Raw genomic sequence first — 21,664 nt, 5'->3', positions numbered from 1 at the left:
TCGATGGTCGCCTCCTCACGTCGCGCCGGGTCGGGCGTCGCCGCCGGCGAGGTCCTCGCGCAGCTGCGCCGGCTCTCGGCCACGCTCGCCACCGCCGAGTCGCTGACCGGCGGCCGCCTCGCCGCCTCCCTCACCGCCGTCCCCGGCGCCTCCGATGTGTTCCGCGGGGGAGTCGTGGCCTACGCGACCGAGGTCAAGGTCGCGGTCCTCGGCGTCCCCGAGGAGGTGGTGGCCTCCGTCGGGGTCGTCTCGGCGCAGTGCGCGGCCGCCATGGCCCGCGGCGTCCGCGCGCTCACGGGGGCGACGTACGGCGTGGCGACCACCGGGGTCGCCGGGCCGACCGAGCAGGAGGGCAAGCGGGTCGGCACGGTCTTCGTCGCGGTGGCGGGGCCAGACGGTGGTCCGACGCTCGCGCTCGAGCTGCCCGGCAGTCGCGAGCAGGTCGTGTCGCGCACCTGCGCCGAGGCCCTGGGGGCCCTGCTGGCCGTCCTGGCCGACGCGCCCGGGCCGACCGGCTGACTTCACCCCCCGGAAGAAACGGCTCTCCGGTACCGTTGCCCCCACGTCCGGGACCGCAGGGTCCTCGTCCAGCTCAGGGAGGCCACCAGATGGTGCTGTTCCGCCGGCTTCTCGGCGACGTCCTCCGCGAGCGCCGGGTCCAGCGGGGTCTGACCCTGCGCGAGGTCTCCGCGCAGGCCCGGGTCAGCCTGGGCTACATCTCCGAGATCGAGCGCGGCCAGAAGGAGGCGTCCTCCGAGCTGCTGGCCTCGCTGTGCGGGGCGCTCGAGGCGCCGTTGTCGGAGGTGCTGCGCGAGGTCTCCGACGCCGTGGCCCTCGAGGAGGCCGCGCTCGCGCTGGCCACCCCGATCAACGCGCACCCGCGTCCTGACCGCGTAGTGGCACCCGCCGCCTGATCCACCGCGTAACGACCGCGCCCCGGGCTCGTTTGACACTCGACCGCGCCCTGCAGGCGGTCTCCGAGTCTGCACCCTCCCCGAGGTGGATCCCTGTGCTTCCTGCTCTCCTTCGCCGCACCGTTCCCGTGGCCCTGGCCGGCCTGCTCGCCGCGGGCCTGCCAGCGATCGCCTCCAGCGCGGACGCCGCGTCCGGCCGCTCGACCCGGGCGACCTCGGTCGCCGCGTCGCTGCCCGCCGCCGCGCCGAGCGTGGCCCGCGGGGTCGACGACGCGGTGGCCGCCCTCGCGACGCCGCTGACCGGGTTCCGGCTCGACCGGTCGCGCCGCGTGAACGTGCCGGCACGCAGCTTCTTCGCCTCCCGCATCGACGACGCCGTCGTGCGCTCGGCGCTCGCCGGTGCGCCGAGCGCGCAGGCCGCCGCCCGGGGCGCCGCGCCGGTGCGGGTGTCGCTGCCGGCCCCCGACGGCACCGAGGTCGTCTTCGCGATGGTCGAGGACTCCGTCATGGAGCCCGGGCTGCAGGCCGCCCACCCCGAGCTGCGGACCTACGCCGGCACCGGAGTGACCGACCCGAGCGACACGATCCGCCTGGCCGTGACCCCGCTGGGGCTGAGCGCCTCGGTGCGCAACATCAAGGGCAACCGCACCTGGTACGTCGACCCGGCCTACTACGGCCGCGGCGTCACCACGCACCTCAGCTACCTGCGCTCCGCCGTCCCGCGGTCGCTGCAGGCCTTCCCCGAGCGCGAGATCACCACGCCCGCACGGGCCAGCCTCGCCGGGCGCGCCGCCCGGGTCGACGCCGCCCGCCGCGCGGGCGAGGTCGTCGTGCAGCGCACCTACCGCATGGCGTTCGTGACCACACCGTCGTACGCCGCCGACTTCGGTACCGCCAACGTGCTGGCCGAGAAGGTGCGGGTCATCAACCGTGCCAACGCGATCTACATGGACGACATGGCCATCAAGTTCGTGCTCGTCGACGGCACCGACAAGCTCAACCTCGACACCGCGGCCAAGGCCACGGGCGCCAACGGTCCGTGCGGCGCCAACGCCTGCTTCGCCGCCGCCGACATCGCCTCCTGCGGCGGCGACGGCATCGACCGCAACAACTTCGTCGCCGGCCAGATCATCGGTGCCGACGGCTTCGACATCGGTCACCTCGGCTCCGGCGAGGGCGGGGGTGGCGTGGCCTACCTGGGCGTCGTCGGCGGCGAGCTCAAGGCCGGCGGCTGCACCGCCCTCGACGAGCCGCGCGGCGACTTCTACGCGATCGACTTCTTCGCCCACGAGGTCGGCCACCAGATGGGTGGCAACCACACGTTCGACGGCAACAACGGCTCCTGCATGGCACCCAACCGCAACGCCGAGACCTCCGTCGAGCCGGGCTCGGGCACCAGCGTGATGGCCTACGCCGGCATCTGCACCAACGACGACCTGCAGCCGCACACCGACCCCTACTTCTCCCAGCGCACGATCGACGAGTTCACCGCTGTCACGACGGCGAAGCCGACGACGCTGGCCGAGCAGCAGGTCGTCAACCTGTCCGGCTTTGGCGGCACCGACTCCTTCCAGCTCGGCTACCCGGGCAAGGCCCCGATCACCATCACCAACGGCACCAACTACACCGTCGCCGGGCTCGAGGCGGCGTTGCTGTTGCTGACCGGCAAGGCCGTCCAGGTGACGGCGTACGACGGCGCCATGACCCTCGACACCAACGGCTTCACCGCCGACTGGCCCGACCAGGCCGACGCCGAGCGTCTCACGCTCAGCGGGTTCAACGGCGCGACCGGCTTCGTCGGCGTGACGCTCAACGGTGGCCCGATCACCAACCAGGGCACCGCGACCACCACGACCGACCACCGCCCGGTCGTCGCCGCCGGCGCCGACAAGTCCATCCCGATCCAGACCCCGTTCGTGCTCACCGGCTCGGCGACCGACGCCGAGAGCGCCCAGCAGGCCGGACTGACCTACCTGTGGGAGCAGAACGACCCGGGCCTGCCCGGCGACCCCGTGCTCGGCACCGGGCCCGGCACCAACCTGTCGCAGCCCGTCAAGCTGGCCGGCCCCTTGTTCCGGGTGTTCGGGACCTACGCCGACGTCAGCGCCGACGACACCCTGCTCTACAACTCGCCGGGCGAGAACCTCGTCGACGGAAATCCGAGCCGGTCCTTCCCCGACCTCGCCCAGGTGCTGGCCGACAACACCAACGCCGAGGGCCCCTGCCCGCTCCCGGCCGACCCGTCGGCGGCCATGACCGGCGCGACGCTGGACTGCTACTCGGAGTTCCTGCCCGACGCGGCCTACGCCACCAGCCTGCTGGCCGGCGAGCTCAACTTCCGCCTCACCGTCCGCGACGGTGCCGTCACCGGCGGCGGCACCGGGTACGACGACGTCGTACTGACCCCCGACCCGACGGTGGGTCCGTTCGCCGTCACCTCGCGCGCCACCGCCGGCACACCGGCGACGGCCAGCGGGACCGAGACGGTGACCTGGGACGTCGCCGGCACCGACGCCGCGGCCTTCGCGCCGCTGGTGAGGATCAGCGTGTCGATCGACGGCGGCACCACCTTCCCCTACGTGGTGGCGGCTTCGACGCCCAACGACGGCACCGAGGACGTCACGCTGCCGAAGTTCAACACCACCAAGGCCCGGATCAAGATCGAGGCGATCGACAACTACTTCTACGACACCAACGACGCCGACTTCGTCATCCAGGGCGGCGTCGACCTCGTGCCGCCCCAGACCACGATCACCTCCGGGGTCGCCAAGCGTGGGTTCGTGGCGAGCTACCGCGCCTCCTACGGCTTCGCCTCCTCGCTGGCCGGGTCCACGTTCGCGTGCACCCTCGACGGCGCGAGCGTGCCGTGTGGCAACGGCTCGGCGCGGCTGCGCGGGCTCAAGCCCGGCACGCACGTCTTCAAGGTCGCCGCCACCAGCGCCGACGGCCTCGTCGACCCGACCCCGGCCCGGCGCGAGTTCGCGGTCCTGGCCAACGAGCGGCTGCCCGTCAAGCGCAGCCCGGGCTGGAAGAACGTCAAGGACCAGCGGTTCTACCGGGCGACGTACTTCTCGACCCGCGAGAAGGGCCGCACGCTCAGCTACCGGGTCAGCCGGGCCTCGCGCATCGCGGTGCTGTTCGCCCGGGGCAAGGGACTGGGCCGGGTCGCGATCGAGCTCAACGGCAAGCGGCTCAAGGTCGTCGACCTGTCGGCCCGGCGACCGCAGCTGAAGGTCCTCTACGCGTCCGGCTCGTTCGCTGCTCCACGGTCGGGCACCCTGACGCTGCGCACCCTGGACCGCAAGCCGGTCGTCATCGACGGGGTCGGGTCGTTCGTCATCCCGCCGTCGTAGCGGCCGCCACCGACGTCGCGGGTCCGGGCTGGCAGCGCGGGCACCAGTAGGTCGCCCGCTCACGCTCGGCCGGCCCGCGCATCGCGACCCGGACCGGCGTGCCGCACCGGCGGCATGCCGACCGGTCGCGGCGGTAGACCCACATCCGCTCCCGCTCGCGCAGGTTGCCGGTGGTGGACTGCACGGCGCGCTCCTTGTTGACGTCGAGCATCTGCCGCGCCCGGCGTACGACACGACGCAGGTCGGTCGCGGCGGCGACCGGGCTGAGCGGGTGGAGACCTGCGACGAAGCAGAGCTCGGCGGCGTACATGTTGCCGATGCCGGCGAGGTTGCGCTGGTCGAGCAAGGCCTCGACGACCTCGCGGTCGGGGTCGGCGGTCAGCCGGCGCAGGGCCTCCTCCTCGTCCCAGTCGGGCCCGAGCAGGTCGGGGCCCAGGTGGCCGACGACGGACTGCTCGTCGGCGGTGGGCAGCAGCTCGACGATGCCGAGGGAGAACCCCACGGCCTGCTCGTCGGCGACGGTGAGCACGACCCGGGCCTGGTGGGCCGGGCGCGGCCAGCGGTCGCGGAGCCCCAGCACCCGCCAGGCGCCCTCCATCTTGAGGTGGGTGTGCAGCGTCCAGGCGTCGGGGCCGTGGGTGATCCGGGTCAGCAGGTGCTTGCCCCGGCTGACCGTCTCGACGACCCGGCCGCCGGCCAGGTCGACCGTGGCGTGCTGCGGGACCCGGAGGTCGGTGGCGACCAGGTCGCGGCCGCTCAGGTGGCGGTCGAGGAGCCGCGCGGCGCGGTAGACGGTGTCACCCTCGGGCACTGCGCAGCCTCAGCCCCTGCGGCGTCGTGACGAACCCGGCGGCGTCGAGGGCCTCGCGCAGCGGGGTCGAGCCGCCCCCGAGGATCGCGGCACCGTCGGCCTTCTCGACGGTGAGCCGGCCCAGAGCTCCTCGGCGCACGGTCTCGGCCAGCGCGGCGGCTGCGGGCGTGAGGTCGTCGACGTCGTCGGACCAGGTGAGCAGGGTGCGGCCGCCGCGCTCGACGTAGAGGAGCAGTCGGCCGTCGACGAGGACGACGATCGCGCCGGCCTTGCGACCGGGACGGTGCCCGCCCCCGGAGTCGGGCCAGGGCAGGGCGGCACCGTAGGGGTTGGCGGGGTCGGTGGCGGCCAGCGCGGTCGCGGTGGCCTTGACGTCGGTGGGCACGTCGCTGAAGGTGCGCAGCCGGTCGATGGCGCCGGCGGTGCCGAACTGGGCGGCGCCGAGGCCGTCGACGAAGTAGCCACGTCGGCAGCGCCCGGAGTCCTCGAAGGCCGAGAGCACCTTGTAGACCGCCGCGAACCCGCCGGGCACGCGTTCGCTCACGACGGCGCCGCGAATGACGACGCCGTGGCGCTCGAGGAGTCGTTCGGCGGTCGCCTTGGCCCGGCGGGTCGGGTCGGCGTCGACCTCGGGCAGCACCGACCAGCGACCGGCGGTCTCGGGCGGGCCGGTGCGGGCGACGCGGCCGGGCCGCGGGGGCGGGCGGCGGGTGCGGTGGGTGGTGCGGCCACCGCCGATGAGGGCCCGGAGCGGGACGAGGGTGTCGTTGCCGACGCGCCCGGCCCAGACGAGCTCCCACAGGGCCGCGCTGACCGCCGCGTCGGTGAGCGACGCCTTGTCGAGGCGGGTGCGGACCTGTTGCGCGAGCTGGTGGAAGAACCACGCGCCGCCGCCGTCGAGGGAGGCGAGCACGGCCTCCTGCAGCTCGCCCGCTTCGAACGCTGCGGGGGGAGGCAGCGTCAGGTGGGCCTGGTCGGCGAGGTGGAGGGAGACCCAGCCGTCGTTGCCGGGCAGGGCGCCGTGGCCGGCCCACACCACCTCGCCGGAGGTCGTGAGCTCGTCGAGGTAGGAGGGCTCGTAGTCGCGCACCCGCGCGGCGAGGACGAGCGGCTCGAGGGCCGAGGCCGGGACCGGCGCGCCCGCGAGCTGGTCGATCGCGCTCAGCACGCCGTCGACGCCGCGCAGCCCGCGGCCTGATACGTGCTGCCACGCGGCGAGGAAGCGGCCCAGCGCGGCCGGCTCGACCGGCTCGACCTCCTGGCGCAGCCGGGCCAGCGAGCGACGCCGCAGTCGTCGCAGCACCTCGGCGTCGCACCACTCGGAGCCGGAGCCGGCGGGGCGGAACTCGCCGTCGAGCACACGGCCCTGCGCGGCCAGGCGCTGCAGCGTGTGGCGGGCCACCGCGGCCCCGAGGCCCAGCCGGTCGGCGACGTCGTCGGTGGTGAAGGGCCCGTGGGTGCGGGCGTAGCGGGCGACCAGGTCGGCCAGGGGGTCGTCGACCGGCTCGGCGAAGACGTCGGGGGTGCCGGGCGGGACGGGGACGCCGAGGGCGTCACGCAGCCGGGCGACGTCCTCGACGACGGCCCACGACGGCACTCCCGCGAGCCGCACCTCGACGACCCGGCGGGAGGAGGCGAGCGCCTCGAGCCAGTGGTCGACGTCGGCGCCGTCGACGCTGCGCGCGCGCACCTCGTCGAGCGACTGCGGGCCGAGCATGCGCAGCAGGTCGACCACGCCCTCGGCGTCGCGCGCCCGGCGGTCGGGGGCGAGGCGCTGCAGCTCGGCCTCGACCTCGGTGAGCACCTCGGGGTCGAGCAGCTCGCGCAGCTCGGCGCGTCCGAGCAGCTCGGCCAGCAGCCCCTGGTCGAGCGAGAGGGCCGCGGCCCGGCGCTCGGCGATGGGGGAGTCGCCCTCGTAGACGAACTGGGCGACGTAGCCGAACAGCAGGCTGCGGGCGTAGGGCGACGGGCTCTGGGTGGCGACGTCGGTGACCTGGACCTCGCGGCGGTCGACCGCCCGCATCAGCGCGACCAGCGCCGGCAGGTCGTAGACGTCCTGCAGGCACTCGCGCACGGCCTCGAGCACGATCGGGAACGAGGGGTACTTGGAGGCGACCTCGAGCAGGGCGGCGGCGCGCTGGCGCTGCTGCCACAGCGGGGAACGGCGACCGGGGTCGCGGCGCGGCAGGAGCAGCGCGCGGGCCGCGCACTCACGGAAGCGGGCGGCGAACAGTGCCGAGCCCCCGACCTCCTGGGTGACCACGGCGTCGATCTCGTCGGCGTCGAAGACGATGAGGTCGCCGGTGGGCGGCTCGGCGTCGGTGTCGGGGATGCGGATGACGATGCCGTCGTCGGAGGCCATCGCCTGCCCGTCGACGCCGTAGCGCTCGCGCAGCCGGGCGTTGATCGCCAGCGCCCACGGGGCGTGGACGGGCACGCCGTAGGGGGAGTGGACCACGAGCCGCCAGTCGCCGAGCTCGTCGCGGAAGCGCTCGACCAGCAGGGTGGTGTCGCTCGGGAGGACCCGGGTGGCCTCGACCTGCTCGTGGAGGTAGCTGACCAGGTTGCCGGCGGCCCACGCGTCGAGGCCGTCGCCGACGGCCTGGGCCTCGGCCTGGGCCCGGGGGAGCGCGCCGAGCTCGCGGGTGTAGGCGCCGATGGCCGCGCCGAGCTCGGCCGGCCGGCCGAGGGTGTCGCCCTTCCAGAACGGCAGCCGCCCGGGGATGCCGGGGGCCGGGGTGACCAGCACCCGGTCGTGGGTGATGTCCTCGATGCGCCAGCTCGTCGCGCCGAGCGCGAAGATGTCGCCGACCCGCGACTCGTAGACCATCTCCTCGTCGAGCTCGCCGACCCGCTTGCCGGGACCCTCGCCGCCGACGAGGAATACCCCGAAGAGCCCCCGGTCGGGGATGGTGCCGCCGCTGGTGACCGCCAGGCGCTGGGCGCCCGGGCGCCCGGTGAGCTGGCCGGTGACGCGGTCCCAGACGATGCGCGGGCGCAGCTCGGCGAACTCGTCGCTGGGGTAGCGCCCGGCGAGCAGGTCGAGGGTGGCGTCGTAGGCCGAGCGGGGCAGCTGGGTGAACGGCGCGCTGCGGCGGCACAGCGCATAGAGCTCGTCGACGTCGATCGGCTCGAGCGCGGTCGCGGCGACGACCTGCTGGGCGAGCACGTCGAGCGGGTTGGCGGGGATGCGCAGCGCCTCGATGCCCCCGGTGCGCATGCGGCGCACGGCGACCGCGGTCTGGGCCAGGTCGCCACGGTGCTTGGGGTAGAGGACGCCGCGGGAGGTCTCGCCGACCTGGTGACCCGCGCGGCCGACGCGCTGCAGCGCGCTGGCCACCGACGGTGGCGACTCGATCTGGACCACGAGGTCGACCGCGCCCATGTCGATGCCGAGCTCGAGGCTGCTGGTGGCGACCACCGCGGGCAGCCGGCCGCGCTTGAGGTCGTCCTCGATCAGCGCCCGCTGCTCCTTGCTCACCGAGCCGTGGTGGGCCTTGGCGATGACGGTCTCCGAGCCCAGGGAAGCGCCGCTCTGCGCCATCACCTCGGCGGGCGCCCCGTCGCCCTCGGGCAGGGCCAGACCGGCCCGGGTGGTGGCGATCTCGTTGAGCCGGGCGGTCAAGCGCTCCGCGAGCCGGCGGGAGTTGGCGAAGACGATCGTCGAGGTGTGCTGCTCGATGAGGTCGACCACGCTCTCCTCGACGTGGGGCCAGATGCTGTTGTTGCGGCCGTCGCGCTCGTCGTCGTCGTCGTCGTCGACGGCGTCGGCGCCACCCGGCTGGGTCATGTCCTCCACGGGGACGACGACCTTGAGGTCCCAGCTCTTGGCGGCCGGGGGAGCGACGATGTCGACGGGGGCGCTGCCACCGAGGAAGCGGGCGACCTCCTCGAGCGGACGGACCGTCGCGGACAGGCCGATGCGCTGCACCGGGCGCTCCAGGAGGGCGTCGAGGCGCTCGAGGCTCAGCGCCAGGTGAGCACCGCGCTTGGAGCCGGCGACCGCGTGGACCTCGTCGATGATCACCGTCTCCAGCCCGCGCAGCGACTCGCGCGCCTGGCTGGTGAGCATCAGGAACAGCGACTCCGGCGTCGTGATGAGGATGTCGGGCGGCGACGTCTGCAGCTTGCGGCGGTCGGCGGCCGCCGTGTCACCCGAGCGGACCCCGACCGTGACCTCGGGCAGCGTGGTGCCCAGCCGGTCGGCGGTGTGACGGATGCCGGTCAGGGGGGCACGCAGGTTGCGCTCGACGTCGACGCCGAGCGCCTTGAGCGGACTGATGTAGAGCACGCGCGTGCGCTGCTTCTTGTCCTTCGGCGGCGGCGAGGTCAGCAACCGGTCGATCGACCACAGGAACGCGCTCAGGGTCTTGCCCGACCCGGTGGGCGCGACCACCAGCGCGTGCCGACCGGCCCCGATGGCCGCCCACGCCCCGGCCTGCGCCGGGGTGGGCTCGGCGAACGCCGCCTCGAACCACGTGCGTGTGGGCTCGCTGAACGCGGCGAGGGGATCGGCAGGCACCTCGCCAGTCTGACGGACACCACCGACAGTCCCCTTCGCCCGGAGGGGGGCGTCGCGGAGGACTGACCCGGGGTGCGTCGAGTTCGGGTGGGTCGGTGTGGCGTTCTGACCCGGGGTGCGTCGTGTTCGGGTGGGGTCGGTGTGGCGTTCTGACCCGGGGTGCGTCGTGTTCGGGTGGGGTCGGTGTGGCGTTCTGACCCGGGGTGCGTCGAGTTCGGGTGGGGTCCGTCTCGCGTTCTGACCCGGGGTGGGTCACCTTGGTCCGCGGGGGTGGTGGGAAGTCGACGCGGGGTGGGTCATGTCGGTCCGCGGGGGTGGTGGGAAGTCGACGCGGGGTGGGTCATGTCGGTCCGCGGGGGTGGTGGGAAGTCGACGCGGGGTGGGTCATGCCGGTCCGCGGGGGTGGTGGGAAGTCGACGCGGGGTGGGTCATGCCGGTCCGCGGGGGTGGCCGGAAGTCGACGCGGTGTGCGTCGACGTCGACGTCAGGTGCGTGGTCGGCCTGACGACGACGTCAGTCGCCGGCGGTGCGCAGCATGGGCGGCGTGATGACCGTGGCCGCGCCGCGGCGGTAGAGCAGCGCGGGGCGCCCGGCGACCCCACCCGTGGCGCCGGCGCCGGTCGCGCCGCCCGGCGCACCCTGTGCATCGGTGGACACGACGAACCCGGCGGTGCCGAGGACCTTGCGGCGGAAGTTGCCGAGGTCGGGGGCGACGCCCCAGACGGCGGCGTACACGCGGCGCAGCTCGGGCAGGGTGAAGGGCTCGGTGACGAAGTCGAGGGCCAGGGTCGTGTACTCGAGCTTGGCGCGCACCCGCTCGCGGGCGTCGGTGAGGATCTCCTCGTGGTCGAAGGCCAGGGCGGGGCCGTCGGGGGCGCCCAGCACGTCGTCGACCGCCCACCACCGGGCACCGGCCGCGTCGGAGCCGGCCTCGGGCTCGGGCAGGTCGGGCGCGAACGCCACGTGGGCCACCGAGACGACGCGCATCCGGGGGTCGCGGTCGGGAGCGGAGTAGGTGCGCAGCTGCTCGAGGTGGCCCCCGTTGACCCCGAACTGCTCCACGCCGGTCTCCTCCAGCAGCTCGCGCCAGGCGGCGGTCTCGGCGTCCTCGTGCGGCCCGACGAAGCCGCCGGGCAGGGCCCACGAGCCGGCGTACGGCTCGGTGCCGCGCTCGACCAGGAGCACGGCCAGGGCGCCGTCGCGGATGGTGAAGACCGCGAGGTCGACGGTGACGGCGAACGGCGGGTGCTCGCTCATACGGCGGCCCCGGCGTCGGTCATCTCGGCGAGAGCGGCGGCGCTCGAGTCGGGCGCGACGCCGGCGTGCAGGCCCTTGAGGAGGCGTACGCCGAAACCCGCGCGGCGCGCGTCGAGCACCGTGGCGCGCACGCAGTGGTCGGTGGCGATGCCGGTGACGTCGAGGTCGGTGACGCCGAGGCCGTCGAGCACCTCGCGCAGGGTCGTGCCGTCGTCGGTGACGCCCTCGAAGGCGCTGTAGGCCGCGACCCCCCGGCCCTTGCGGACGTGGTGGGTGATGCGGTCGGTGACGAGCTCGGGGGCGTAGTCGGAGCCGCCGGTCGTCGAGACGCAGTGCGCCGGCCAGGTGTGGACGTAGTCGGGGTCGGTGCCCGGGGCCGCGAAGTGGCCGTCGTTGGTGCTGTGGGCGTCGTGCCAGTCGCGGGAGGCGACGACGGCGGCGTAGTCGTCGGCGTGGGCGGCGAGGTGCTCGCTGATGCGGGTCGCGACGTCGCGACCGCCGGTGACGGCGAGCGAGCCGCCCTCGATGAAGTCGTTCTGGACGTCGACGACGATGAGTGCGCGGGTCATGCCGTGGCTCCTTCGGTGGTCGCGGTGGTCGCGGTGGTCGCGGTGGTCGCGGTGGTCGGGCGGGGCTGGGGTGCGGTGCGGGGCTGAGCCCGCAGGTGGGCGCCGCCGCCGGTGATGGCGAGCGCCGCGGGCGGGAGGCTGGCGAGGGCGGCGGCGCAGTGGTCGCGCACCTCGTCGAGCGCGGGGGAGTGGACAACGTCGCCTCTTCGGATCGCGGCGACCTGCAGGGGACGGTCGCCGTCGCCGGGGAGGACGTCGGGGTCGGTGGTGAACCACTCCGCGATCACGGTGCCGTCGGCGTCGTGGGTGCGGTAGGCCGTCTTGCGCCCGCCGACCGAGACCTTGTCCTGCGACTTCTTCGCGACCGGGCGCAGCGCGCCGCCGGGCTCGTCGCCCACGGCGACCAGCTTGTAGACCATCTGGGCCGTCGGGTGGCCCGACCCGGTCGCGACCCGGGTGCCGACGCCGTAGCCGTCGATGGGGGCGTCGGCGAGGGCGGCGATGACGTACTCGTCGAGGTCGCTGGTGACGGTGATCCGGGTGCTGGTGGCGCCGAGCTCGTCGAGCAGCGCCCGGGCCGCGGTGGACTCGTCGGCCAGGTCGCCGGAGTCGATGCGCACGGCGCCGAGCCCGGGCCCGGCGACCTCGACGGCGTTGCGGATGCCCTGGGCGGTGTCGTAGGTGTCGACCAGCAGCGTGGTGCCGACGCCCTGCGCCGCGACCTGGCTGCGGAACGCGTCGACCTCGCTGCGGTGGGCCAGCGTGAACGCGTGCGCGGCCGTGCCGACGGTGGGGACGGCGTGGAGCCGGCCCGCGGCGAGGTTGGAGGTGGAGGCGAAGCCGGCGACATAGGCCGCCCGGCCGACGGCCACCGCCGCCTCCTCGTGGGTGCGCCGCCCGCCCATCTCGACCAGCGGGCGTCCGTCGCGCCCGCCCGCGGCCACGACCATGCGGGCCGCGCCGGAGGCGATGGCGCTGTCGTGGTTGAGCACGCTGAGGACCAGCGTCTCGAGCACGACGCACTCGCCGAGGGTGCCGCTCACCGTGAGCACCGGGCTGCCCGGGAAGTAGAGCTCGCCCTCGCGGTAGGCGTCGACGTCGCCGCGGAAGGCGAAGTCGCGCAGGTAGGCCGCCGTCGGCTCGTTGACGACCCCCTGCTCGAGCAGCCAGTCGACCTCGGCCGGGTCGAAGGTGAACCCCTCGAGCAGCGGCAGCAGCCGACCCAGCCCGCCGAGGACGCCGTAGCGGCGGCCCTCGGGGAGTCGTCGCGCGAAGGCCTCGAACACCGCGGGGTGGTCGACCGTGCCGTCGGTGACGAACGAGGTGAGCATGGTCAGCTCGTAGCGGTCGGTCAGCAGGCCGGGCGAGGTGGTGCGGGAGGTGGTGCGGGAGACGTGTACGGGGCTCATCGGGCGGCTCCTGATTTGTAGTCAAAGTGACTATAACACGGTCGCCGACGGGTCGCTCTAGGGTCGTGCCGTGGAGGACCTGCGGGCGGCGGTGCGTGCTGCCGGGTGGAATGCCGTCCTCGAGGCGGTCGCCGGGGCCCACGGCCTCGGCGCGGCCACCCACGACCCGGCGCTCGCGCCGTGGCTCGTTCCCGGTGCCGCGGCCCACCTCGGCGCCGTCCACCAGTCGCTGCTGGCCGACCGGGTCGGGAGCGGGTCGTTCTACACGCCGCCGGCGCTGGTCGACTGGGTCCTCGACCGGGTGCGCCTCGAGCAGGGCGACACGGTGCTCGACCCGGCCTGCGGCACCGGCAACTTCCTGCTGGCCGTCGTCCGCCGTCTCGGGCCGGCGGCGGTGGGGCGCGTCCACGGCGTCGACCTCGACCCGGTCGCGGTCGCCATCGCCCGCCTGCTGCTGCGGATCGAGGCGCCGGGCACCGACCCGGCCCTGGTGGAGCACACGGTCCGGGTGGGTGACGGGCTGGGGGAGCACCCCGGCGCGCCGTACGACGTGGTGCTGGGAAACCCTCCGTTCGGCGGCCGGTTGCGACCCCGCGCGCCCGTGCCCGACGGGGCGCCCGCGGCCTACACCGACACCAGCGCGGTCTTCCTGCAGCGGGCGCTGGGGCTGGTGCGTCCCGGCGGCCACGTCGCGATGGTGCAACCCCTGTCGTTGCTGGCCGCCCGCGACGCCGGACCGGTGCGGGCCGCCGTCGCGCGGGCCGGCGCCGTCACCGACCTCTGGTCCTCGACGACGCCGGTCTTCCCCGGGACCTCGGTGCTCACGTGCGTGCCAGTGGTGTGGGTGGGGGCGGCGCAGGAACGGGTGCGGACCTCGCACGGCGTCGACGTCGCGCTGCCGGTCCACGAGTGGGGGGCGTTGCACGCACCGGCGCTCGGCGTCCCGGCGGTCGCGCCGGTCGTCGACGGCCTGCTCGGCGACCTCGGGGCGTGCACCGCCGACTTCCGCGACCAGTACTACGGCCTGGTGCCCCACGTGCGCGACGGTGGACCCGGGGCGCCGTTGGTGACCGCCGGTCTGGTCGATCCCGCGCACTGCCGCTGGGGTGAGGCGCCGACCCGTTTCGCCAAGCAGGACTGGGAGGCACCGGTCGTCGACCTCACGTCCCTGCGCGCCGAGGGCACGCTTGACGGGTGGGCCGCGGCGCGGCTGGTGCCCAAGGTGCTGGTCGCCCCGCAGGGTCGGGTGGTCGAGGCGGTCGTCGACGTCGAGGGCGCCTGGCTGCCGTCGGTGCCGGTGGTCACCGTGGCCGTGGCGCCCGAGCGGCTCTGGCACGTGCTGGCCGTGCTGCTCGCGCCGCCCGTGGCCGCCCTGGCCGCGGCGCGCTACGCGGGCACCGCGCTGACCGCGACCGCCATCAAGCTCAGCGCCCGCCAGGTCGCCGCACTCCCACTGCCCGCCGACACCGCGGCCTGGGACGTCGGGGCGGGTCTGGCGCAGGCCGCGCAGTCCGCGTGCCCGACCGACCGCCCCGCGGCGCTGGACGCGCTCGCCCGGGCGATGTGCACGGCGTACGACGACCACGCGGCCCTGGACTGGTGGCTGGAGCGTGCGGCCCACCCGGGGCGGCGTGCGCGACCGCGCGCGAAAAGGGGGGTGCGGCCCGGGCCCTGACTGCTTACGGTTTCCGGGGTCGACCCCGAGGCTTCATGCAGAGACCACATGCCTGCAACCCCGGGGAAATCGCACACCGAGAACGTAGGATCCGACCTGGAGAGGAGAGCGGCCCCCATGACCACACTGACGGGAACGGTGCTGCTCTTCAACGCGTCCTTCGAGCCGCTGGGCCGGGTCAGCTTCAAGCACGCCGTCAAGATGCTCGTGCGCGAGGTCGCCGTGGTCCACGAGGCCCACCCCGAGCGCATGATCGGGCCCTACCAGTGGCCGCGGGCGCTGCGCCTGGTCCGCTACGTCGCCACGAAGTGGCTCTACCGCCCGGCCGGCTACACGCGCCAGGGCGTCCTGGCGCGCGAGCGCCACCGGTGTGCCTACTGCGGCGGGCGCGCCGAGACCATCGACCATCTGCTCCCGCGCTCGCGCGGCGGCGGCTGGACCTGGCTCAACACCGTGGCCGCCTGCGGCTCCTGCAACGAGCGCAAGGGCAACCGCACCCCCGCCGAGGCCGGCATGCACCTGCGCGTCGAGCCCTGGCACCCCACCCGCGCTCAGGTCGCCGCCTGGTCATGAGCATCCGCGGCTGCGAGCAGCGACCGCAGCGGCACCGGCACGCGGTCCAGCGGCACGGCGCCGGCGAGCAGACCGGCGTACGTCGTCTTGTGGCCGCTGCGCGCACCCAGCCACCGGCGCAGCCGCTGGGCGTCGGTGCGGTCGCGCTGCGCGGGCTGCTGCGCCATCCGCTCGTACGCCGCCCGCTCGCCCTGCTCGACCACGACGGCGAGCACGCCGCGCACCCCGACCGCCCGCACGAGCTCGTCCTCCAGGTCGACGTCGCACACGAACGTGGCGACCTGGAGGTCGGGCCGCGTGGTGTCGGTGAGCACCCGGCCCACCCAGGTGGTCTCGGCGGCGTCGTGCAGCAGCAGCACAGCGCCGTGGCGGGCGGCGAGGTGCGCGCGCAGGTTGGTGATCCCGTGCATCACGACCACCTCGGGGACGGGGACCCCCAGGCGTGGGGCGAGGGTGAGCACGGCGCGTCGGTCGCTCTCGCCCTCGACCAGCACGACGGCCGACCCGGTGGTCACCACGCCCGGCACCGTAACCCCGTCGGACCTGTCGGTGGGTGGACGTAAGGTCGCGCGGGTGACGGAGTCGATGATCCAGGCGCGCGGGCTGCGCAAGACCTTCGGTGAGGGCGCGTCGGCCTTCGAGGCGGTGAAGGGCATCGACCTCGACGTGCGTCGCGGCGAGGCGTTCGGGTTCCTGGGCCCCAACGGGGCCGGCAAGTCCTCGACGATGCGGATGATCGCCGCGGTCTCGCCGGTCAGCGGTGGTGAGCTGAGCATCCTGGGCCTCGACCCGGCCACCGACGGTCCCGCGATCCGCGCCCGCCTCGGGGTGTGCCCGCAGGAGGACACCCTCGACAGCGAGCTCAACGTGCGCGACAACCTGGTCATCTACGCCCGCTACTTCGGCATCTCCCGCAGCGACGCCCGCGACCGGGCCGACGAGCTGCTCGAGCTGGTCAACCTCACCGAGAAGGCCCGGGCCAAGGTCGACGACCTGTCCGGCGGCATGAAGCGCCGTCTCACGATCGCGCGCAGCCTGGTCAACCGTCCCGACCTGCTGCTGCTCGACGAGCCGACCACCGGCCTGGACCCGCAGGCCCGTCACGTGCTGTGGGACCAGCTGTTCCGTCTCAAGCAGCAGGGCGTCACGCTGGTCATCACCACCCACTACATGGACGAGGCCGAGCAGCTGTGCGACCGCCTGGTCGTCATGGACAAGGGGGTCGTGGCCGCCGAGGGCTCCCCGGCCGACCTCATCCGACAGCACTCCTCGCGCGAGGTGGCCGAGCTGCGCTTCGGCCTCGGCGACGGCCACGACGACACCAACCCGCACGAGACCCATGCCGCCGGGGTCGCGGCGTACGGCGACCGGGTCGAGGTGCTGCCCGACCGGCTGCTGGTCTACAGCGCCGACGGCGACGCCGTCCTCGAGGCCGTCCACGGCCGCGGGCTGCGCCCGGTGGCGACCCTGGTGCGCCGCAGCACCCTCGAGGACGTCTTCCTGCGCCTCACCGGCCGGACCCTGGTCGACTGATGGCCACCGCAGGCACCGCACGCACCCCGGCCGCCGCGACCCCCCGCGCCGCGCAGGCCGGCCGCCTGTCCACCGTCGAGGCAGTCCGCCGGATGGCGCCCTACTGGCTCACCGTCTCGCTGCGCACCTGGCGCGGCTCGGTCGTCTCGGCGTTCCTCGCCCCGGTCTTCTACGTCGTGGCGATGGGGGTGCTGCTGGGCGGCTTCATCGACAGCGACCCCGCCCGGCTCGAGGGCGCCCCGACCTACCTCGCGTTCATCGTGCCGGGCCTGGTGGCCGGTCACGCGATGCAGACCGCGGTGGCCGACACCTCGTGGCCGGTCTTCAGCAACTTCAAGTGGAACCGCGTCTACGACTCGATGGTGGCCACCCCGATCACGGTGCGCCAGGTCGCGGTCGCCCACCTGTTCTTCGTGTGGGTGCGGGTGACCGTGGTGTGCGCGATCTTCGACCTGGTCGTCGCGCCGTTCGACGTCTACGCCGCGTGGTGGAGCCCGGTCGCGGCCCTCGGCGCCCAGAGCCTGACCGGCCTGGCCTTCGCGACGCTGATGTACGGCTACTCCTGCCGCATCAGCTCCGACGCCGCGTTCGGCGTCGTGTTCCGGCTCGCCGTCTTCCCGCTGTTCTTGTTCAGCGGCGCGTTCTTCCCGGTGGCCAACCTCGGCCCCGTCGGCGAGGTGGTCGCCAAGCTCACGCCGCTGTGGCACGGCGTCAACCTCTCGCGCACCTGCAGCCTGGCCACCCTCGAGCCGGGCACGGCCCTGCTCAACGTGGGCGTGCTGCTGGCGGTCGCGGGTCTCGGCGCGTGGTGGGCCACCAGCGGCCTCGAGCGGCGGATGGCCTCGTGAGCGCCGCGCGCCCGGCCGCCGCCCGGCTGAGGGTCCTGCCGCTGACCTCGTGGCAGGCCACGCTCCTGCTCGTCGAGCGCAACGCCATCACCTACCGCTCGGAGTGGAAGCTGTTCATCACCGGCTTCCTCGAGCCGGTCTTCTACCTGCTCTCGATCGGCATCGGCGTCGGTCAGCTGATCGACACCTTCGAGTTCAACGGCCAGCAGGTGCCCTACGCCGAGTTCGTCGCCCCCGGCATGCTCGCCGCCTCGGCGTTCAACGGCGCGCTGCTCGACAGCTGCTTCAACTTCTTCTTCAAGCTCAAGCACCAACGCCTCTACGACTCCGTGCTCGCGACCCCCGTCGGCACCGGCGACGTCGCGCGCGGGGAGGTCGTGTGGGGCCAGCTGCGCGGTGGGTCGTACTCCGCGGCGTTCCTGGTGGTGATGCTGCTGCTCGGCTACATCCACACCTGGTGGGCCGTGCTCGCCCTGCCCGCCGCGCTGCTGATCGGCTTCGCGTTCAGCGCGATGGCGATGGCGTGCACCACGTGGTTCACGTCGTGGCAGGACTTCGAGAAGGTCACGCTCGTGCAGGTGCCGCTGTTCCTGTTCTCGGCCACCTTCTTCCCCGTCACGGCCTTCGAGGGGTGGCTGCGCTGGGTCGTGGAGTGCACCCCGCTCTACCGCGGGGTCGTGCTCTGCCGCGAGCTCACCACCGGCGCGGTGAGCGTCGAGTCGGCGATCTCGGTGGTCTACCTGCTGGTGATGGGCACGATCGGTCTCGTGGTGGTCCGCCGGCGGCTCGGCACCCTGCTGCTCACGTGAGGCCGTCGTCGAGCACCCGCGCGTAGAGCGCGGTGTCGATCCACCGGCCGAGCTTGTGGCCGACCTCGGGCAGCACTCCGACGCGCTCGAACCCGCACCCGCGGTGCAGCGCCTCGCTGGCGTCGTTGGGCAGGGCGACCACCGCCAGCACGGTGTGGATCCCGTCGTCCCGCAACCGGGCCAGCAGCACGTCGTACAGCGCGCGCCCCAGGCCACGGCCCCGGGCGCGCGCGTCGAGGTAGACCGAGACCTCCTGGGTGCGGTCGTACGCCGCCCGCGGCCGGAAGGTCGAGGAGAAGGCGTAGCCGACGACCGTCGTGTCCTCGACCGCGACGAGCAGGTGCCCGGGCGAGTCGAGCCGGTCGCGCCAGTGGTCCAGCGGCGGCGCTGTGGTGTCGAAGGTCGCGATGCCGTGCGCCACCTGCTCGTCGTAGATCGCCTTGACCGCCGGGAGGTCGTCGGGGGTCGCGTCGCGGACCGTCGGCATCGCAGGGGCCACCATGGCGGCATCCTGTCGCAGGTTGGCCGTATCGCGGGGGACCGGGCACCTGCGTGCTTGGTTGAATCGGTCGCGTGATCGAGCCCGACGGCAAGGACTGGACGTGGGTGCTGGCGACGCCGTGCCCCGAGTGCGGCTTCGTGGCCGGCGACGTCGACGTCGCCCGGGTCGGCGACGCGATCCGCGCCAACGCGGCGCTGTGGCCGGTGGTCCTGGCGGGGCCGGCGCCGTCGCGGCGACCGGGGCCCGGCACCTGGTCGGTGACCGAGTACGCCTGCCACGTCCGCGACGTCCATACGGTCTTCGACCAGCGGGTCGCGCTGATGCTGGCCGAGGACGGGCCGCTCTTCGACGACTGGGACCAGGACGCCACCGCCGTCGAGCAGCGCTACGACCTGGCCGACCCGGCCGAGGTCGGACCGGCACTGCTCGCCGCGGCCGACGCCGTCGCCGCCCGCTACGACGCCGTGGCGACCCACGACCTCGGCCGGGCCGGTGTCCGCAGCAACGGCAGCACCTTCACCGTCGACTCGATCGCGCGCTACCACCTGCACGACGTGGTGCACCACGCGTGGGACGTGCGACGCGCGCTCACGGTCGCCGCCTACGACCAGCAGGCCGCCGACTACCGCGACGCCTCGGCCCCGCTCGACGACCGGGTCCGCGCCGGCCTCGACGAGGTCGCCGCCCGCCTGGCGCCGGGCGCGCTGGTGCTCGAGATCGGCAGCGGGGGCGGGCGCGACGCGCGCGAGCTCGAGGCTCGGGGGCTGCGCGTCCGGCGTACCGACGTCGCTCCGGGCTTCGTCGCGCTGCTGCGCGACGCCGGCCACGACGCCGAGGTGCTCGACCCGTTGACCGACGACCTCGGAGCCGACCGCACCGTCGCGCCCGACGGGCTGCACGACGGCGTCTGGGCCAACGCGAGCCTCCTGCACGTCGCGCGCGCCGACGTGCCGACGGTCCTGGGGCGCCTGGCGGCGGTCACCAGGCCCGGGGGAGTGCTGCGGCTGGCGGTCAAGGAGGGCGACGGCGAGGGCTGGTCGACCCACGGCAGCATCGGGGTGCCGCGGATGTTCACCTACTGGCGCGCCCCCGACCTGCAGGACGTGCTCGTCGGCGCCGGGTGGGCCGTCGACCGCCTGGAGCACGGCGACGGGAAGCGCGGAGAGCGCTGGCTCTCGGTGCTCGCCACCCGTCGCCTAGCGTAGGGACCCGTGAGGCACACCGAGTTCTGGTCCCGGCTCGAGCACACGCTCGGCACCGGCTACTACCGCGTGTGGGCGACCCAGGTCGTGATGTCCGACCTCGGGCTCACCGCCCAGGACGCGCTCGACGCCGGGGTCGCCCCCAAGCGGGTCTGGGCCGCGGTCTGGCAGACCCTCGGCCTGCCCGACACCGAGCGCTGAGCGCCGGGCCCGGGTCCACCGGGACCGGTCTGGTCCTCGGTAGGCAGGTCGCGCCGCGATCCCTAGGCTCGCGCCCGTGAAGCGCACCCTCGCCCTGTCCGCCGCCGCCCTCCTGCTCCCCCTCGTCCTCACGGGCTGCGGGGGTGGCGACACCGACGCCGAGGACACCGCGCCCGCCGACCGGGCCGGCAGCAGCGAGAGCGCCGCCCCCGAGACCGACGCCGCCGAGACCGCCGGGCCCACCAAGGACGAGTTCGTCACCCGGGCCAACGAGGTCTGCGCCGCCGGCAACGGCGAGCTCGCGACGGCCGGTGCCGACGTCGACCCGCAGGACCCGGACGCGGTGGCGGCGTTCGCGACCGACGTGCTGGTGCCCAACGTGCGCGGCCAGCTCGAGGACATCCGGGCGCTCGGCTTCCCCGAGGACGACGCCGAGCTCCTCGACTCCACGCTCACCGACGCGAGCACCGCGCTCGACGAGATCGAGGCCGACCCGACCCTGCTCACCGGCGACGAGAACCCCTTCGCCGAGGTCAACACCGCCCTGACCGACTACGGCCTCACCGAGTGCGCGTCCTGACGCCACCCGACGCCGCCCGACGCCGCCGGACGCCGGCTGACCCCACCTGAGACGATGGCCCGGTGACCCTCCCGATCGCAGACGTGGCCGTCATCGGCGGCACCGGCTTCTACTCCTTCCTCACCGGTGACGTCACCGAGCACGCCGTCCAGACGCCCTACGGCGACCCGTCCGGCCCGATCGCCGTCGGCGAGGTGGCCGGCCGCCGGGTCGCGTTCCTGCCCCGTCACGGCCAGGACCATCGGCACCCGCCGCACGGCATCCCCTACCGCGCCAACGCGTGGGCGCTGCGCTCGCTCGGGGTGCGCCAGGTGCTCGCGCCGTGTGCCGTGGGCGGTCTGTCCACCGGGCCCGACGGGGTCGCACCCGGCGACGTCGTGGTGCCCGACCAGCTCGTCGACCGGACCCATCGCCGGGTCGGGTCGTTCGTCGAGTCCGGCGCCTGCCACCTGCCGTTCGCCGACCCCTACTGCCCGGGCGTCTCCGCCGCCGTGGCCGCCGCCGCGCCCGACGTACGCCAGGGCGGCACCATGGTCGTCATCGAGGGACCGCGCTTCTCCACGCGCGCCGAGTCGCAGCACTACGCCGCCCAGGGGTGGGACCTGATCAACATGACCGGCGCCCCCGAGGCGGCCCTGGCCCGCGAGATGCGCCAGTGCTACGCCCCGATCGCGCTGGTCACCGACATGGACGCCGGCGCCGAGTCCGGCGAGGGCGTCGGCCAGGAGCAGGTCTTCGCGCTGTTCAAGGCCAACCTCGAGCGCCTCACCGGCCTGCTCACCGACACGATCACCCACCTGCCCGACCCCGAGGGCTGCGGCTGCTCGACCTGGGCCGACGGCGTCGCGCTCACCTACGACGTCCCGGGCCCGACCGCCTGACCCGTTCGGGCCATTCCCCCGAGGC

Annotated in this window: 19 protein-coding genes; 12 read left to right on the top strand and 7 right to left on the bottom strand. The window is 74.3% G+C overall.

Going from position 1 to position 21,664, the window contains the following annotated elements; translation table 11 throughout:
- Nucleotides 1-3 precede the first annotated feature (3 nt).
- The 3 genes from FZC61_RS15550 (at nt 4) to FZC61_RS15540 (ending at nt 4,267) form a co-directional block, all read left to right on the top strand.
- Nucleotides 4-519 carry a CinA family protein gene (locus tag FZC61_RS15550; protein ID WP_148615088.1) on the top strand — a complete coding sequence of 172 codons (516 nt, stop codon included), beginning with the start codon at nt 4-6 and terminating at the stop codon, nt 517-519.
- 89 nt (nt 520-608) lie between these two features.
- Nucleotides 609-914: a helix-turn-helix domain-containing protein gene (locus tag FZC61_RS15545; protein ID WP_148615087.1), complete on the top strand. Its 306-nt coding sequence runs from the start codon at nt 609-611 to the stop codon at nt 912-914.
- A gap of 95 nt (nt 915-1,009) precedes the next feature.
- On the top strand, nt 1,010-4,267 hold the full coding sequence (locus tag FZC61_RS15540) for a reprolysin-like metallopeptidase (protein WP_148615086.1): 3,258 nt from the start codon (nt 1,010-1,012) through the stop codon (nt 4,265-4,267).
- Here FZC61_RS15540 and FZC61_RS15535 read toward each other — a convergent pair.
- From FZC61_RS15535 to FZC61_RS15515, 5 genes are all read right to left on the bottom strand, one after another.
- Nucleotides 4,251-5,078 (bottom strand): DNA-formamidopyrimidine glycosylase family protein, encoded by an 828-nt coding sequence (locus tag FZC61_RS15535; protein ID WP_148615085.1) that lies wholly within the window; start codon nt 5,076-5,078, stop codon nt 4,251-4,253. The two genes, FZC61_RS15540 and FZC61_RS15535, sit on opposite strands and share 17 nt — an antisense overlap.
- On the bottom strand, nt 5,065-9,600 hold the full coding sequence (locus FZC61_RS15530; RefSeq protein WP_148615084.1) for an ATP-dependent helicase: 4,536 nt from the start codon (nt 9,598-9,600) through the stop codon (nt 5,065-5,067). Before FZC61_RS15530 ends, FZC61_RS15535 begins: the two co-directional genes overlap by 14 nt.
- Nucleotides 9,601-10,113: 513 nt before the next feature.
- The gene (locus FZC61_RS15525; protein ID WP_148615083.1) at nt 10,114-10,857 is read right to left on the bottom strand and encodes an NUDIX hydrolase; all 744 of its coding nucleotides are present in this window, start codon (nt 10,855-10,857) and stop codon (nt 10,114-10,116) included.
- Nucleotides 10,854-11,426 (bottom strand): isochorismatase family protein, encoded by a 573-nt coding sequence (locus tag FZC61_RS15520; protein ID WP_148615082.1) that lies wholly within the window; start codon nt 11,424-11,426, stop codon nt 10,854-10,856. The genes FZC61_RS15525 and FZC61_RS15520 overlap by 4 nt, the downstream gene beginning before the upstream one ends.
- Nucleotides 11,423-12,835, bottom strand: coding sequence for a nicotinate phosphoribosyltransferase (locus FZC61_RS15515; protein ID WP_148615081.1), 1,413 nt, complete (start codon nt 12,833-12,835; stop codon nt 11,423-11,425). The genes FZC61_RS15520 and FZC61_RS15515 overlap by 4 nt, the downstream gene beginning before the upstream one ends.
- A 70-nt stretch (nt 12,836-12,905) precedes the next feature.
- Here FZC61_RS15515 and FZC61_RS15510 point away from each other — a divergent pair, with 70 nt between their 5' ends.
- Nucleotides 12,906-14,510 (top strand): N-6 DNA methylase, encoded by a 1,605-nt coding sequence (locus tag FZC61_RS15510; protein ID WP_148615080.1) that lies wholly within the window; start codon nt 12,906-12,908, stop codon nt 14,508-14,510.
- A gap of 117 nt (nt 14,511-14,627) precedes the next feature.
- Nucleotides 14,628-15,083, top strand: coding sequence for an HNH endonuclease (locus FZC61_RS15505; RefSeq protein WP_148615079.1), 456 nt, complete (start codon nt 14,628-14,630; stop codon nt 15,081-15,083).
- Here FZC61_RS15505 and FZC61_RS15500 read toward each other — a convergent pair.
- Nucleotides 15,062-15,601, bottom strand: a complete 540-nt coding sequence (locus FZC61_RS15500) for an ATP-dependent endonuclease (RefSeq protein ID WP_148615078.1) — start codon at nt 15,599-15,601, stop codon at nt 15,062-15,064. The genes FZC61_RS15505 and FZC61_RS15500 overlap by 22 nt on opposite strands.
- Nucleotides 15,602-15,668: 67 nt before the next feature.
- On the opposite strand from FZC61_RS15500, the gene FZC61_RS15495 reads away from it, so the two are divergent.
- The 3 genes from FZC61_RS15495 to FZC61_RS15485 are packed head-to-tail and all read left to right on the top strand — an operon-like array spanning nt 15,669 to nt 18,273.
- Nucleotides 15,669-16,616: an ABC transporter ATP-binding protein gene (locus FZC61_RS15495; protein ID WP_148615212.1), complete on the top strand. Its 948-nt coding sequence runs from the start codon at nt 15,669-15,671 to the stop codon at nt 16,614-16,616.
- Nucleotides 16,616-17,464: an ABC transporter permease gene (locus tag FZC61_RS15490; RefSeq protein WP_148615077.1), complete on the top strand. Its 849-nt coding sequence runs from the start codon at nt 16,616-16,618 to the stop codon at nt 17,462-17,464. The genes FZC61_RS15495 and FZC61_RS15490 overlap by 1 nt, the downstream gene beginning before the upstream one ends.
- A complete protein-coding gene (locus FZC61_RS15485) occupies nt 17,461-18,273 on the top strand; it encodes an ABC transporter permease (RefSeq protein ID WP_246142725.1) in 813 nt (270 codons plus the stop codon). Before FZC61_RS15490 ends, FZC61_RS15485 begins: the two co-directional genes overlap by 4 nt.
- Here FZC61_RS15485 and FZC61_RS15480 read toward each other — a convergent pair.
- Entirely contained in the window at nt 18,266-18,775 is a 510-nt protein-coding gene (locus FZC61_RS15480) for a GNAT family N-acetyltransferase (protein WP_148615076.1), read from the bottom strand. The genes FZC61_RS15485 and FZC61_RS15480 overlap by 8 nt on opposite strands.
- Nucleotides 18,776-18,846: 71 nt before the next feature.
- Here FZC61_RS15480 and FZC61_RS15475 point away from each other — a divergent pair, with 71 nt between their 5' ends.
- The 4 genes from FZC61_RS15475 (at nt 18,847) to FZC61_RS15460 (ending at nt 21,639) form a co-directional block, all read left to right on the top strand.
- Nucleotides 18,847-19,980, top strand: coding sequence for an SAM-dependent methyltransferase (locus tag FZC61_RS15475; RefSeq protein WP_246142724.1), 1,134 nt, complete (start codon nt 18,847-18,849; stop codon nt 19,978-19,980).
- Nucleotides 19,981-19,986: 6 nt separating this feature from the next.
- Entirely contained in the window at nt 19,987-20,178 is a 192-nt protein-coding gene (locus FZC61_RS15470; protein ID WP_148615074.1) for a DUF3046 domain-containing protein, read from the top strand.
- Nucleotides 20,179-20,254: 76 nt separating this feature from the next.
- Nucleotides 20,255-20,758: a hypothetical protein gene (locus FZC61_RS15465; RefSeq protein WP_148615073.1), complete on the top strand. Its 504-nt coding sequence runs from the start codon at nt 20,255-20,257 to the stop codon at nt 20,756-20,758.
- Between the two features lie 62 nt (nt 20,759-20,820).
- Nucleotides 20,821-21,639: an S-methyl-5'-thioadenosine phosphorylase gene (locus FZC61_RS15460; RefSeq protein WP_148615072.1), complete on the top strand. Its 819-nt coding sequence runs from the start codon at nt 20,821-20,823 to the stop codon at nt 21,637-21,639.
- Nucleotides 21,640-21,664: the final 25 nt, after the last annotated feature.

Origin of the sequence: Nocardioides rubriscoriae (genome assembly GCF_008087085.1) — a bacterium.
Classification (GTDB): Bacteria; Actinomycetota; Actinomycetes; order Propionibacteriales; family Nocardioidaceae; genus Nocardioides; species Nocardioides rubriscoriae.
The sequence above is the reverse complement of the archived record's forward strand: the minus strand, read 5'-3'. Positions and strand labels throughout refer to the sequence as shown.